Genomic DNA, 13,218 nt, shown 5'->3' with positions numbered 1-13,218 from the left:
GCTCTCCTGTAGACGGGCTAGAGTTCGGAGGCGTGACAGCGCGTATCGAGCGAGTGGTGACCGAGGGCGTCGTCGACATCGACGGCACCGAGCACAAGGTCGAGAACAACACCTGGATCGTGGGTGACGACGACGAAGTGATCGTCATCGACGCGGCGCGTGACGCCGACAAGATCCTTGAGCAGGTGGGCGAGCGTGAGGTGCTGGCCGTCATCTGCACGGCGGGCCTGCCCGACCACGTCGGCGCCTCCATCGAGGTGGCCAGCAGAGACGAGGCCGTGGTCGCCCTGCATCCCAAGGACAAGCCGCTGTGGCGGGAGACCTGGTCGGAGACCTGGCCCGACATCGACATGGAGGACGACGGCGTCTTCGAGGTGGCCGACGTCCAGCTCGACGTCATGGAGACCCCCGGCGTCACTCCCGGCGGCGTGTCGCTCTACTGCGAGGGGCTCGGCGCCGTGTTCACCGGCAAGGCCCTGCAGGCCGACGGCCCCGGCAAGCTGGGCGGCGAATACCCCGCCCTGGCCGACCAGCTGACCTCGATCGGCGGGCGGCTGTTCACGCTGCCCGGCGACACGCGGGTGCTGGCCGCCCACGGCGACGAGGTCACGGTCGGCGACCTGGAGCCGCACTTCGACGACTGGGTGTCCGGGTCGCTGACCCGCGTCGACACCGAGCCCGCCGACGACGGCCCGCTCACCGACGGCACCAAGATCTCCGGCATCCGCCTCGGACCCGGCGACGAGTGAGGCCATGAGCAGGGTCGGCGGGTCCCGTCCGGCCGCCTCGCGGGGTGAGGGCGGATGAACACGCAGCTTCCGCTGGAAGGGATGCCGCGGCGGCTCTACTCCTGCACGCCGTCGCGGCTGAACGCCTGGCTCGACTGCCGCCGCCGCTACCGGTTCACCTATCTCGACCGGCCGCAGCCGTCCAAGGGCCCCGCCTGGGCGCACAACAGCGTCGGGGCGAGCGTGCACAACGCGCTGGCGGGCTGGTGGCGGGAGCCGTACGAACGCAGGACCTCGCTGACGGCGGCCGTCCTGGTCACGAACGGGTGGATCACCGAGGGGTTCAAGGACGCCGAGCAGTCGGGCCGGTGGCTGGGCCGCGCTCGCGACCTCGTGTCCGGATATGTCGCGACTTTAGATCCTGCTGACGAGCCGGTCGGCGTCGAGCGCACGGTCGCCACCCGCACCAAGGTCGTCGCCCTGTCCGGCCGCATCGACCGGCTCGACCGGCGCGGCGACGAGCTGGTCGTGGTCGACTACAAAACCGGCCGCCGCCCGCTCACCCAGGACGACGCCCGTTCGTCGCTCGCCCTGGCCGCCTACGCCATCGCCGCCTCCACGATGATGCGCACGCCCTGCCGCACCGTCGAGCTCCACCACCTGCCGACCGGCGAGATCGTCCAGTGGCGGCACACCGACGAGTCGCTCACGCGCCACCTGCGGCGCGCGGAGGAGGTCGCGACCGAGGCCGCCGAGGCCGACGAACGCTACCGCGAGCTCGTGGCGGCGCCCGCGCGCAAACCGGCGGCCCCGCCGGGCGAGCGGCCGTCCGTCGGGCCGGCCGCCGTGCCGGCGGAGGTCGACGAGCTGTTCGCGCCCGCACCAGGCCCCATCTGCTCCTGGTGCGACTTCCGCCGCCACTGCCCAGAAGGGCAGGCCGCAGGGCCGGAGCGCCGCCCCTGGGACGGGCTTGCCGACTAGGCAGGCGTGGCGTCGGCGTTCAGCCAGTTCGGGCTCGACTCGCTGGTCTTCGTGCAGGCGGGCGGGCGCGACACGGGCGGCTGGGCCATGGCAGGCGTGTCGGCCGCTTCACGGGCGTGCTCGCGCCCGTCAGGCGGCCGGGGACTTCGGCCAGCGGCGGGGATCGGTCAGCCCCTTGAGCCCTCTGCTCACGTCGTAGCCCGCGGCGCCGAGCCGCTCCCTGGAGGCCCGCAACATCCGCCGCGTGGCCGGCATGAACGCACGGTCGTGCACGGGCTCGGGCAGCGCGTTCATGGCCAGCCTGAACGCCACGAGCCCGGCCGTCACGGCCGCCGCGGGCACCTCGGGCAGCGCGCCGTACAGGCGCCTGGCCCAGTCGGGCAGCGTGAAGTAGCAGAGCGCGCCGAAGGGGAAGTAGCCGGGTTTGCCGGGGGACAGCAGCCTGAGCTCGCGCGGCAACCGCGGCCACATCAGGAAGCGCACGGTCGAGGCCGCCTCCTCCGTCACGCGCAGGCTGGGACGCATCTGCTTGAAGTAGGCGTCCATCTCCGCGCACGAGCCGGGCACGTCGTCGAGGTGCAGGCCGACGTACGTGGCGCTCTTGCGCTGCTCGCGCAGGTAGCGGTCGGCCTGCCGCTCGGTCAGCCCGAGCCCGCCGCGCCTGGCCACCTCGAGGTACGACGAGACCTCCGCGCAGTGCACCCAGAGCAGCAGCTCGGGGTCGTCGACCCGGTGAGTCCCGCCGGTGTCGGGATCGTGGATGCGCAGGGCCCGGTGGATGCCGCGCACCCGCCTGCCGATCTCGTCGGCCTCCTCCGGGCTGCCGAACGTCACCCGGCCCACGAAGTCGGCGGTGCGGCGCAGGCGGCCGAACGGATCGTCCTGGAAGGTGGAGTTCTGCCAGACGCCGCGCATCGCCAGCGGATGCAGCGCCTGCAACATGAGCCCGCGTACGCCGCCGACCCACATCGAGCGGTCGAGATGCACCTGCCATGTCGCGCTCTGCGGCGGCTGGACGACGATGTCTTCGATGCCCCTCATGGTGAACGCAGGATTACACGGCAGTGGACCTTGTGTCCAAGTAATGTTTCTCGGCCGTGTTCCAGAACCTCACCAGCGCCGCCGCCGTCGTCTCCGGCGCCTCCACTGCGGGGGAGTGCACCGCGCCCGGCACGACCACGGAGTCGGCTCCGAGCCTGACCGCCATGTCCGACTGCGCCTCCGGCGGCCACCCGTCGTCGTGCTCGCCGAACAGGACGAGCGTGGGCACCTCGATCTGGCGCAGCTCGTCGGTGCGGTCGCGCATGGTCAGCACCTGCTCGGCCATCCGTGTCAGGCCGGTCGGCGAGTTGCTGATCAGGCGCTTGCGCAGGAACTCCCTGATGTCGTCGGACACGTCGCCGGCCAGCGCCTCGGGCTCGAACCTGTGGTGCCACAGGTGTTCCAGGCCCAGCGCCGGCACCTCTTCGGTGATCGTCCTGGCGTTGCGCGCCCGTCGGCCCTCGATGGGCCCTGGACCCGAGCTCATCAGCGTGAACGACGCGAACTTCGTTACCCCGTCGATCACCGCCTCCCTGGCCACCAGCCCGCCGAAGGAGTGGCCGACCAGGTGCACGGGATCGCCGCCGCCGACGACCTGGGCGAGCGTGTCGATGTCGGACCCGAGCGCGGCGCACGTGTAGGCCCTGGGGTCGTCGGGGCCCGGCGTTTGGTACTGGCCGCGCAGGTCGACGACCACCACCCGGCGGCCCGACTGGGCCAGCGTCACCAGGACCGCGAGGAAGTCCTCCTTGCTGCCCGTCAGGCCGGGGACCAGCAGCGCGGGCCAGCGCTCGATCACACCACTGACCGGAACCGCCTCCAGGACCGCGAACGTGCCCTGTGGCGTTTCGATCTTCTGTGGTGCGACGCCAGGCGGCAGGTCGAGGAATCGCGGCGTACTCACGTGGGGCAACAATACCCAGAGGTCAGCGCCTCGACACCGGCATGGCCACGACGCCGGTGCGAGTTCTCGGGAGAGACGAGCTGTGCGCGGTGCGGGAAACCCGCCCGTCTGAGCCCTGGTGCGCCCTCAGACCCCCGTGGCGGGCGCTGAGCGCCTCCTGGGGTGGCCTGCGTACGCGGGCGGTGCCCATCCGGGCTGGTGCGCCGCGGCATCCTGTGAGGGCCCTTACGGCCCGTCGCCCGGCATGCGAAAGGCGCGCACCCGCTCGGGGTGCGCGCCTCTGAGTCGCCTCCTCAGCCGGCGCGGCGGCGGTTGCCGCCACCGCCGTTGCCGCCGTTGCCGCCACGGGACTGGCGCCGCTGCTGCTTGCGCTCGGTCGCCGCGGACGGGGCGATGTCGTCGTCGTCCGTGGCCAGATCGGGTGACTGGAAGATCACCGCGAACGGGCTCGGCGGGATGATGCGGTCGGGCTCCTTGCGCGCCGGTGGCGGCGGCGTCGACAGGAAGCTCGGCTCGGCCGCGGCCGGCGTCACCGGCTCGGGCCCTGAGGTGGGCCCGGTGGTGGGCCCGGTGGTGGGCCCGGTGGTGGGCCCGGTGGTGGGCCCGGTGGTGGGCCCGGTGACAGGCGCGGCGGGAGCGACCGGCGCGGACTCGGCTCCGGCGTCGCGCTTCGAGCGGGTGCCGGTCCCAGTGCCGGTCCCAGCGCCGCTCCCGGTGCCGGGATCGGCGTCGGTCCCGGCGTCGGCCGCGGGCTTGGCGGACCGGCGCGAGCGGGTGGGCTTCGCCGGCGCCTCCGGCGCCTCGGCCAGCGCCTGCTCGATCGCCGTGGACGCCGCCCCCCTGCGGGTGCGGCTGCGCTTCGGCTCGGCGGCCTGGACCTCGTCCGGCGAGAAGATGGCGGGAGTCTCCTCCGTCTTGGTCTTCACGGGCTCGACCTCCGTCGTCTCGGCGGGTGCGGTCTCCGCCAGCTCCCTGCCGCCGCGGGTGCGGCGGCGCTGGCGCGGCGTGCGGGCGGGGCGCTCCTCGCGCTCGTCGCGGCGGCGGCCGCCGCGCCCGCGGATCCTGCCGGTCTCACCGAGGTCCTCGATGCGCTCCGCGGACAGTCCGGCGCGCGAGCGGCTCGCGTGCGGCAGGACGCCCTTGGTGCCCTCGGGGATGTTGAGCTCGGTGTAGACGTGCGGCGAGGTGGAGTAGGTCTCCTCGGGTTCGGCGAAGTCGAGCCCGAGCATCTGGTTGATCATCTTCCAGCGGGTCAGCTCCTCCCACTCCACGAACGTGACCGAGATGCCCGTGCGCCCGGCCCGGCCGGTGCGGCCGATGCGGTGCACGTAGGTCTTGTCGTCGGTGGGGCAGTCGTAGTTGACCACGTGGGTGACGTCGTCGATGTCGATGCCGCGGGCGGCCACGTCGGTGGCCACCAGCACGTCGATCTTGCCGTTGCGGAACGCGCGCAGCGCCTGCTCGCGCTGGCCCTGACCGAGGTCGCCGTGCACGGCCGCGACCGCGAAGCCGCGGGTGTCGAGCTGCTCGGCGACCATGTCGCAGGCCCGCTTGGTCTCGCAGAAGACCATGGTGAGCCCGCGGCCCTCGGCCTGCAGCAGCCGGCCGACAATCTCGATCTTGTCCATGCGGTGGACCCGCCACACGAGCTGGCGGGTGAGCGGCGTGGTCTCGCCCTCGCCGCTTTCGAGCTCCGCGCGTACGTGTGTCGGGCGGTTGAGGTATTTGCGCGACAGCGCGACGATCTCGCCCGGCATGGTGGCCGAGAACAGCATCGTCTGCCGCTGCGCCGGGATCAGTTTGAAGATCCGTTCGATGTCGGGCAGGAAGCCGAGGTCGAGCATCCGGTCGGCCTCGTCGAGGACGAGGGTGGTGACCTGGCTCAGGTCGAGATGCTTCTGCTTGACCAGGTCGAGCAGGCGGCCGGGGGTGCCGACGATGACGTCGACCCCGGCCTTGAGCGCCTCGATCTGCGGCTCGTACGCCCGCCCGCCGTAAACGGTCAGAACCCGGGAACCGAGCTTGCCCGCGGCGGTGACGAGGTCTTCGCTGACCTGGACGGCCAGCTCGCGGGTCGGTACGACGACCAGCCCGCGCGGCTTCTTGCGGTTTTTGCGCGGCTTGCCGATGCCCTGGAGCATGGCGATGCCGAACGCGTAGGTCTTTCCCGTGCCCGTGCGTGCCTGACCGATGAGGTCCTGGCCGCTCAGCGCGAGCGGGAGTGCCATCTCCTGGATGGGAAACGGTGCGACGATGCCCTCGGTCTCAAGGGCATCGGCGATCTCTGGTGTGACTCCGAGGTCTCGGAAAGTCGTCAGCGTGGCCTGCCTCAGTCTCAAATGAAGGCGGGCCTGCCGGGACCGACGGGCGGAAAACAGCCCCCGTGTCGTGGGTCCGCGCGGTAGAGCCAGCCCTCTCGCGTCATCAGCGACCGCGCACCCGGGGAACGGGGGGCAATCGGGGGGAACCCCCCGAATTTACACAGTGCGGTCGCACTTTCACAGAGCAGTGTACTCGATACCACAACGCTGACCGAGCTTACGTATGTTCCCGAAGATTCCCCCAAGTACGCTGCCTTGTTATGAAGGAGTCTCCTGGAGTCGTCGACCTGCTCGGTGTGCTGGCCTACGCGGAGTTGAGCGCCCACGCGCGGATGACCGAGGACGCCGCGTCTCTGGCGCCCTCTCTCGCCGACCGGGCGGCGCTCAGCGAGCTCGCCGTCACCGAATTCGCCCACTTCCGCCTGCTGCGCGACCGGCTGACCGAACTGGGCGCCGATCCCGCCGAGGCGATGACGCCGTTCGTCGCGGCGCTGGACGCCTGGCACGCGCAGACCAGGCCGGCCGACTGGCTGCAGGCGCTGGTCAAGACGTACGTGGGAGACGGCATCGCGCTCGACTTCTACCGGGAGGCGGCCAGGCACCTCGACCCGTCGATCGCCAGGCTGGTCGACGAGGTGCTGGTGGACGAGGGGCGGTCGAAGTTCGCGGTCGAAGGGGTGCGGGCGGGCATCCAGGCGGACCCGGCGGCGAGCGGGCGGCTGGCGCTGTGGGCGCGGCGGCTCGTCGGCGAGGCGCTCAGCCAGGGCCAGCAGGTGGCCTCGGCCCGGCCGGAGCTGGCGCTGCTGCTGATGGAGTCGGCCGGCGAGGGCCACACGGACATATCCCGACTTTTCGCGAAGTTGACCGAGGCGCACAACAAGCGGATGGCGGCCATGGGCATCTGAGGCAGGCACGTTGCCGGCATCGGGCGGCGCGCGGGCACGCAACGGTTGTACCGTGCCAGACATGAGGGCCTCGCGTCGCTACGGCAGTATCTTGACGAGATGTGAGCCGGCCCGCTGGACACCGCGGGCGGTGCTGCGGAGACAGAGCGCGGCCTGCCCAGCCACGGAGCGCAGGCGGGATGCCGTGCCCCGGCCGCGCAGGCCCCGGGGTTGCCTGATCGGCCAGCCGCCCGCGCAGGGCTGAGCCGGGAGCCGAGCCAGGAAGAAACCGGCGCGAGCCCGTGCACGAAGGTGGGGGAGGCGGGGCACGGCGCGTTTCGCCGCACCCCGCTCACAAGTCTCTAGAGCGTGCCGCCGAACCCGACCGGCCGCGACTCATCCTCACCGATCTCGATGAACCCGAGCGAGGCGACCGGCACGACGATGCGCCTGCCCTTGACGTCGGTCAGGGCGAACACGCCGCGCTCGACCGACAGCGCGTTTCTGATCTCCTCCTCCACCTGCTCTGCGGTGAGGTCGGTCTCGACAACGAGCTCGCGGTGCACGGAACGCACGCCGATCTTGATTTCCATCCTGGCTCCCTAGTCGACGGGGCTGGCTCACACCCCATGGTGACCGCTCGTTCCGGCGAAAATGGCAGACGATCGCGCCCAGCGAACGGGTTATGCCGTACGCGGAAAACCGCTGATGCCGCGCCAGGCGAGCCGAGCCATGAGCTGCTCGGCCGCGTCCTTCGGGATCGAGCCCTGCGTGGTGACCCAGTAGCGGGCGCTCACCTCCGCCATGCCGACCAGGCCGACGCCGAGCAGGTGCGCCTCGTCGCTGGTGCACCCGGTGTCCTCCTGGATGACCGCGCTGACCATCTCGGCGCACTCGCGCAGCGACCGCTCCACCCGCTGCCGCACCGGTGCGACGTTGCGCAGATCGGACTCGAAGACCAGGCGGAACGCCTCGCCCTGGGTGGAGACGAAGTCGAAGAACGCGCTGAACGTGGCCTGCACGCGCAGTTTGTTCTCCTGGGTGGAGGCCAGCGCCTCGCGGCAGCGGTTGACCATGTCGTCGACGTGGAGGTCGAGCAGCGCCAGATAGAGCTCGAGCTTACCGGGGAAGTGCTGGTAGAGCACCGGCTTGCTGACGCCTGCCCGGTCGGCGATCTCGTCCATGGCGGCCGCGTGGTAGCCGTTCTCGACGAACACTTCCTGCGCGGCGCTCAGCAGCTGCCGGCGTCGGGCGAGTCGGGGCAGCCGGGTGCCCCGGGGCTTCGCGTCCGGGGTTGCGGTCACGCGGGTCTCCATAGATCTCTCAGCGGGGCTGTGCGGACATCCTACGGGCGCGTCAACGGGCCCTCAGTGACAACGGTCACCGACGGGCCGCCATCGCACAGGTCATCGCCGTGGAGCCGGCTCAGCCAGACCGGCTCAGCGATAGTCGTCATCGTCGAGCTCCACGACGCGGTCCTGGTCGGCCGCGTCGGCGGGATCGACGTCGAGCGGCAGCTCGCTGCGCAGCCTGCCGACGGGGCGGATCTCACGTTGCTGCTCGGCCGCGTCGGCCTCGGGCGTCTCGATCGAGAAGCGCCCCTCCTCCTCTTCGTAGGTGCTCGCGTCCCCGCGTATGTCCATCTCTGACATGTCGGTCCCCCTCTTGGTGTGGACGCGTCCAGACTACGCCCGGCTGAAAAGGTCGCCGCGTTTCTCCACTCTGGCGAGTACGTCCGGCGCCGTGAACACCAGTTCCTCGGGGCGCTCGCAGTCCTCGACCTCCTTCCACGACAGGGGGGTCGAGACCGTCGGCCGCTCCCTGGCCCGCAGCGAGTAGGGCGCCACGGTCGTCTTGGCGGGGTTGTTCTGGCTCCAGTCGATGAACACCTTGCCCGGCCTGGCCTTCTTCGCCATCACGCTGACGACCTCCTGGGGATGCTCCTTCTCCAGGAGTTGTGCCAGCCGTTTGGCGAAGGCGGAGGGCTCCTCGCGGCGGTCCCAGTCGGCGTACAGCTGCATGCCCTTGTTGCCACTGGTCTTCGGCACCGCGACAAGCCCTTCGCCCTTGAGCACCTCGCGGAGCATGAGCGCGACCCGGCAGCACTCGACGATCGTGGCGGGCGGGCCGGGGTCGAGGTCGAACACGAGCGTGTCGGGCGGCAGCGCCTCGCCGTCGTCGTCGACGCGCCACTGGGGAACGTGCAGTTCGAGCGCGGCCAGGTTGGCGTAGTAGACGAGCGTGGGCAGGTCCTCGACGACGGCGAAGTCGATGCTCTCGCGGTTCTTGGTGCTGCCGGGCGCGGGCAGGTTGACCCGCCTGACCCAGTCGGGGGTGTGGTCAGGGGCGTTCTTCTCGAAGAAGGACTGGCCGGTGACGCCGTTCGGGAACCGCTTGACGGTCAGGGGCCTGCCCGCGAGATGCGGCAGCAGGACAGGGGCGATGCGGCTGTAGTAGTCGATGATCTCGGCCTTGGTGAAGCCGTAGTCGGGATAGAGCACCTTGTCCAGGTTGCTCAGCGCCAGCTCGCGCCCGTCGACCTTGACCGGCACCTTCATGGCGTCACCTCCGAGGGGAGCTTGTCGGGGCGCAGCCCGCGCCACACGGGGTGCCGCAGCCGCTGCTCGTCGGTCCACATCGTGTAAGCCACCTCCCCGACGAGATCAGGCCTAACCCACCGGTTCCGCCACGGAACCTCGTTGCAGAACGGGCTGCGCGCGACCTCGAGCGGGCGCAGCCTCCCGTGGAGATCGTCCAGTACGGCGTCCGTGAACCCCGTGCCGACGTGCCCCACGTACGTCAGCCCGGCGCCGGTGAACACCCCCATGACCAGCGACCCGATCCCGCCGGACCGGCGGCCCTTGCCCGGTTTCCAGCCGCCGATCACGACCTCCCTGGTGCTCAGGTTCTTCACCTTGACCCACCACGGTGAGCGCGTGCCCGGCCGGTAGGGTGCGTCCAGCCGCTTGGCGACCACGCCCTCCAGCCCCTGCTCGTACGTGGCCGACAGCAGGTCGGAGTCGCCGGGGAAGTACGGGGGCGCACCGACGTCCAGCTCGTCGAGGAGTGCCCTGCGGTCGCGGTAGGGCAGGTCGAAGAGGGGCGTGCCGTCGAGGTAGAGCAGGTCGAACGGCATGTACGTGACGGGATACCGTTTCAGCATGGCCGGGTCGGGATCGGTCAGGTGCATCCGGTGCTGCAGCCGGCTGAAGCTGGGCCGGCCCTGCGGATCCAGCGCCACGACCTCGCCGTCGATGATCGCGTGCTTGACCCCGAACTCCGCGATGAACCCCGAAATCTCCGGATACCGCCGCGTGTACTCGACCCCATGCCGCCCCGTCACCCGTACGCCGTCCTCGATGTGCACGAGAGCCCGGATGCCATCCCACTTGACCTCGAGCCCGTACATGTCGCGATCGGTGGGTAGTTCTCCGGGGACAGCCAACATCGGTTCGACCGGGTATGGCATTGGTTGCCCCATGACGGGTATGTGCCCATCGGTGGGCCGTTGAGTGCTGAGGAGTTGCGTATGCGCAGCATCTGGAAAGGTGCGATCTCCTTCGGGCTGGTCACCATCCCGGTCAAGCTCTACTCGGCGACCGAGCAGAAGGACGTGACGTTCCACCAGGTGCACCGCGAGGACGGCGGGCGGATCCGGTACAAGCGCGTGTGCACGGTCGACGGCGAAGAAGTCCCCTACGCCGACATCGCCAAAGGGTACGAACTCGCCACCGGCGAGGTGGTCGTGCTGACCGACGAGGACTTCGAGGACCTGCCGCTCAGCAGCTCGCGCCGGATCGACGTGCTCCAGTTCGCCCCCGCGGACCAGATCGACCCCATCTACTTCGCCAAGTCGTACTATCTGGAGCCCGACGCGCAGGGGGCGAAGCCGTACGTGCTGCTGCGCGACGCCCTGGAGAGCTCCGGCCAGGTTGCGGTGGTCAAAGTGGCCCTGCGCCAGCGGGAGTCGCTGGCCACGCTGAGGGTCAGGGACGGCATCTTCGTGCTGGAGACGATGCTCTGGCCCGACGAGATCCGCACACCCGACTTCCCCTTCCTCGAAGAGGACATCGAGGTACGCGCGCAGGAACTCAAGATGGCCGAGTCGCTGATCACCACCATGGAGTCCGACTTCGACCCGAGCGAATATCACGACACGTACCGCGAGGCCCTGCAGCAGGTCATCGAGGCGAAGGTGGCGGGCAAGGAGGTCGTCGCCGCCCGCGAGGAGGAAGAAGCGGGACCCGCCGTGGACCTCATGGCCGCGCTGAGGGCGAGCGTCGAGGCGGCCAAGAAGGAACGCGAAGGCGAACCGGCCAAGCAGAAGAAGGCGGGCGGCACGTCGAAGGACGAGGACAAGGCCGCTTCCAAGCGCAAGACCCGCAAGTCCGCGTAGCGCTCCGCCCGGGCCCGGGAGCCGCCTGGGCGCGCGCGTCCTACCGTAGGGACGCCCTCGGCGTGGCGGGCCGCTCGACAGCGGAACCTGGTTCGTTCTGGCAGAACGCCTGGGGGCGGGCGTAGCGGATGTGGCTCGACGCCGGCGGCAGACGACGGCCGGCGATGTCACCGTCCAACCTCGCCCCGGCGAACCGCACCATCGTGTACGGCGCCCCGCCGTGCCCCGGCGACGGGTTCGAGGTCTCGCCACCTGACATCTCCGTCCTGTGCCCGGAGGCACTGCGGGCTGGGACGGTTCCGTCGGCGGCGAGAATCTTCCAGCCGGAGCCGGTGTCCCGAGCCCCGCGCAGCCTGGACGGACACACGGCCGTCAGCGACCTCCTCGGACCACTGAACCCTGCCTGGCCATGGCCGTGCGCCGGCCGACGCGGAAGTCGGGAACGAAGCCGCCGCCATGATCAGTCACCGAATCGGACAAACCGGATAATTCATAGCATTTCATTGGATAAATGTTTAATAGAAGCAATAACATTGTTAATGCCTAGCAAAATGGGGCGATAGCTGTTTGTCTCCCTGCGTGGCGGAAATGACATTCCGTGGATGACTCTTCAGCAGCCGTCCAAGACTGTTTTCTGTTTATCGGGAAACGCGAGAACGGGGCAATCGATCCTTTAGGGGGAAAACGCAATGCCCAAGCTCAAGAGTGCTATCGCAGGCCTCGCCATCAGCACGGCCCTAACCGGTGGCGTCGTCGCCGTCGGTGCGGCGACGACCTCGTTCGCCGCCGGTGCCGCCACCCAGGTCAGCACCGGCACATCCGTGGTCGCGGGTGGCTGTAATGGCTGGTGGCGCTGCGGATGGCGCCGTCACCACCGTCAGAAGACGCACGTGAGGGTGAAGGTCCACAACAGGAACCGCAACATCAACAGGTTCCCGCGTCCGACTCCGACTCCGACGATCACTATCACCGCCACTCCTGCAGAAGACGAGTAAGGTGACCCGCCGGACGGCATGGAAATGAGCAGTCGTCTTTCACGTACGGTCGCCGCTCGCGGGGAGCGGTAATTGACCGGGTGAAATCTCGGCCCTCGGGAACGGCCCGTGCATCCATCGCACGGGCCGATCCTGAGCTTTGTTTCCACGTGTCTCCACGGCAATTACTGGTGAGGGCTCTGCCGGCATCCGTCGGGGGGTCCTCGCTGCCGTCTTATAAGTGGTGGGCCAAGAGCTCTATTTCATGGCGCATGGCGTAATAGCCATGATGATGTATGCGGCCGGAAAAGGCTTGCTAATTCCAGTTAGATGGACATTGTCTCGGTTAGATGCAGGATGCGGATGAATCGCTAGCGAGACATCCGATCCCGCTTCCCGCCGATCCTCGCGATCGCAGGAAATGGGAGAACGGGGCAATCGATCCTTTAGGGGGAAAACGCAATGCCCAAGCTTAAAAGTGTTATCGCAGGCCTCGCCGTCAGCACGGCGCTGACCGGTGGCGTGGTCGCCACGGGCGCGACCACGACCGCTGCCAGTGCCGACACCCAGGTCAGCGCGGGCACGTCCGTCCTGGCGGGCAGTAACTGCCACAAGCGCCGCTGCGGTTGGGGCTGGGGCCGCTGGGCCCGAGGGGGCGGCTGGGGCAAGTGGGGCCGGAACCGCCACCACGGCCACGGCCGCATCCGGATCGTCATCGTCAACCGGAACCACAACGTCAACCGCTTCGACCACGACCGGTTCAGGTGATCGGCTCGCTCGTGGTCTGAGCCCGTGGCGCAACTTCCCTGCGCCACTGTAGGAGTCCGCTAAGTGCGATGTACTCCTGCATGGGAACGGGTGCCCGCATTTGACGGGATCGACGTCATCTCTCCGTAGAAAACGGCGTCCTCCCACAAATGCGGGCACTCGACTTTTCGCCGCCGCCGCCCCCCACCACCGACCGCTCACCCCCGTCACCCACCCTGGCA

The 13,218-nt window shown here is 69.6% G+C and carries 14 protein-coding genes; 6 read left to right on the top strand and 8 right to left on the bottom strand.

Annotated elements, in window-relative coordinates; all coding sequences use genetic code 11:
- Positions 1–32: 32 nt before the first annotated feature.
- Positions 33–749: an MBL fold metallo-hydrolase gene (locus tag ABGA98_RS37485; RefSeq protein ID WP_347623191.1), complete on the top strand. Its 717-nt coding sequence runs from the start codon at positions 33–35 to the stop codon at positions 747–749.
- 54 nt (positions 750–803) lie between these two features.
- Complete coding sequence (locus tag ABGA98_RS37480; protein ID WP_347623190.1) at positions 804–1,709, top strand: PD-(D/E)XK nuclease family protein; 906 nt, start codon at positions 804–806, stop codon at positions 1,707–1,709.
- Between the two features lie 129 nt (positions 1,710–1,838).
- Here the strand turns inward: ABGA98_RS37480 and ABGA98_RS37475 are convergent, their stop codons facing one another.
- The 3 genes from ABGA98_RS37475 to ABGA98_RS37465 all read right to left on the bottom strand — a co-directional run bounded on the left by ABGA98_RS37475 (position 1,839) and on the right by ABGA98_RS37465 (position 5,882).
- Positions 1,839–2,750, bottom strand: a complete 912-nt coding sequence (locus ABGA98_RS37475) for an oxygenase MpaB family protein (protein WP_347623189.1) — start codon at positions 2,748–2,750, stop codon at positions 1,839–1,841.
- A gap of 13 nt (positions 2,751–2,763) precedes the next feature.
- A complete protein-coding gene (locus tag ABGA98_RS37470) occupies positions 2,764–3,654 on the bottom strand; it encodes an alpha/beta hydrolase (RefSeq protein ID WP_347623188.1) in 891 nt (296 codons plus the stop codon).
- A 293-nt stretch (positions 3,655–3,947) separates the two neighbouring features.
- Positions 3,948–5,882, bottom strand: coding sequence for a DEAD/DEAH box helicase (locus ABGA98_RS37465; RefSeq protein ID WP_347623187.1), 1,935 nt, complete (start codon positions 5,880–5,882; stop codon positions 3,948–3,950).
- 353 nt (positions 5,883–6,235) lie between these two features.
- Between ABGA98_RS37465 and ABGA98_RS37460 the strand changes: the two genes are divergently transcribed.
- Positions 6,236–6,880, top strand: coding sequence for a ferritin-like fold-containing protein (locus ABGA98_RS37460; protein WP_347623186.1), 645 nt, complete (start codon positions 6,236–6,238; stop codon positions 6,878–6,880).
- A gap of 341 nt (positions 6,881–7,221) precedes the next feature.
- On the opposite strand, the gene ABGA98_RS37455 is transcribed toward ABGA98_RS37460, so the two are convergent.
- From ABGA98_RS37455 to ligD (ABGA98_RS37435), 5 genes are all read right to left on the bottom strand, one after another.
- On the bottom strand, positions 7,222–7,452 hold the full coding sequence (locus tag ABGA98_RS37455) for a DUF3107 domain-containing protein (protein WP_347623185.1): 231 nt from the start codon (positions 7,450–7,452) through the stop codon (positions 7,222–7,224).
- A gap of 90 nt (positions 7,453–7,542) precedes the next feature.
- Positions 7,543–8,163, bottom strand: a complete 621-nt coding sequence (locus ABGA98_RS37450; protein WP_165975053.1) for a TetR/AcrR family transcriptional regulator — start codon at positions 8,161–8,163, stop codon at positions 7,543–7,545.
- A gap of 135 nt (positions 8,164–8,298) precedes the next feature.
- On the bottom strand, positions 8,299–8,511 hold the full coding sequence (locus ABGA98_RS37445; RefSeq protein ID WP_347623184.1) for a hypothetical protein: 213 nt from the start codon (positions 8,509–8,511) through the stop codon (positions 8,299–8,301).
- Positions 8,512–8,544: 33 nt separating this feature from the next.
- Complete coding sequence (ligD, locus tag ABGA98_RS37440) at positions 8,545–9,417, bottom strand: non-homologous end-joining DNA ligase (protein ID WP_347623183.1); 873 nt, start codon at positions 9,415–9,417, stop codon at positions 8,545–8,547.
- The gene (ligD, locus tag ABGA98_RS37435; RefSeq protein ID WP_347623182.1) at positions 9,414–10,268 is read right to left on the bottom strand and encodes a non-homologous end-joining DNA ligase; all 855 of its coding nucleotides are present in this window, start codon (positions 10,266–10,268) and stop codon (positions 9,414–9,416) included. The genes ligD (ABGA98_RS37440) and ligD (ABGA98_RS37435) overlap by 4 nt, the downstream gene beginning before the upstream one ends.
- A 120-nt stretch (positions 10,269–10,388) precedes the next feature.
- Here ligD (ABGA98_RS37435) and ABGA98_RS37430 point away from each other — a divergent pair, with 120 nt between their 5' ends.
- The 3 genes from ABGA98_RS37430 (at position 10,389) to ABGA98_RS37420 (ending at position 12,997) form a co-directional block, all read left to right on the top strand.
- A complete protein-coding gene (locus ABGA98_RS37430) occupies positions 10,389–11,255 on the top strand; it encodes a Ku protein (RefSeq protein ID WP_347623181.1) in 867 nt (288 codons plus the stop codon).
- Positions 11,256–11,944: 689 nt separating this feature from the next.
- Positions 11,945–12,250 (top strand): hypothetical protein, encoded by a 306-nt coding sequence (locus ABGA98_RS37425; protein ID WP_347623180.1) that lies wholly within the window; start codon positions 11,945–11,947, stop codon positions 12,248–12,250.
- A 441-nt stretch (positions 12,251–12,691) separates the two neighbouring features.
- Entirely contained in the window at positions 12,692–12,997 is a 306-nt protein-coding gene (locus ABGA98_RS37420) for a hypothetical protein (protein ID WP_347623179.1), read from the top strand.
- Positions 12,998–13,218: the final 221 nt, after the last annotated feature.

This window comes from Nonomuraea sp. B1E8 (assembly GCF_039871515.1).
GTDB lineage: Bacteria > Actinomycetota > Actinomycetes > Streptosporangiales > Streptosporangiaceae > Nonomuraea.
This window is presented reverse-complemented; position numbering and strand designations above follow the sequence as displayed.

Coding starts and splice junctions, on each gene's coding strand:
- ABGA98_RS37480 (WP_347623190.1), top strand. CDS start 804: ATGAACACGCAGCTTCCGCTGGAAGGGATGCCGCGGCGGCTCTACTCC.
- ABGA98_RS37475 (WP_347623189.1), bottom strand. CDS start 2,750: ATGAGGGGCATCGAAGACATCGTCGTCCAGCCGCCGCAGAGCGCGACA.
- ABGA98_RS37465 (WP_347623187.1), bottom strand. CDS start 5,882: ATGGCACTCCCGCTCGCGCTGAGCGGCCAGGACCTCATCGGTCAGGCA.
- ABGA98_RS37460 (WP_347623186.1), top strand. CDS start 6,236: ATGAAGGAGTCTCCTGGAGTCGTCGACCTGCTCGGTGTGCTGGCCTAC.
- ABGA98_RS37455 (WP_347623185.1), bottom strand. CDS start 7,452: ATGGAAATCAAGATCGGCGTGCGTTCCGTGCACCGCGAGCTCGTTGTC.
- ABGA98_RS37445 (WP_347623184.1), bottom strand. CDS start 8,511: ATGTCAGAGATGGACATACGCGGGGACGCGAGCACCTACGAAGAGGAG.
- ligD (WP_347623183.1), bottom strand. CDS start 9,417: ATGAAGGTGCCGGTCAAGGTCGACGGGCGCGAGCTGGCGCTGAGCAAC.
- ligD (WP_347623182.1), bottom strand. CDS start 10,268: ATGTACGGGCTCGAGGTCAAGTGGGATGGCATCCGGGCTCTCGTGCAC.
- ABGA98_RS37430 (WP_347623181.1), top strand. CDS start 10,389: ATGCGCAGCATCTGGAAAGGTGCGATCTCCTTCGGGCTGGTCACCATC.
- ABGA98_RS37425 (WP_347623180.1), top strand. CDS start 11,945: ATGCCCAAGCTCAAGAGTGCTATCGCAGGCCTCGCCATCAGCACGGCC.
- ABGA98_RS37420 (WP_347623179.1), top strand. CDS start 12,692: ATGCCCAAGCTTAAAAGTGTTATCGCAGGCCTCGCCGTCAGCACGGCG.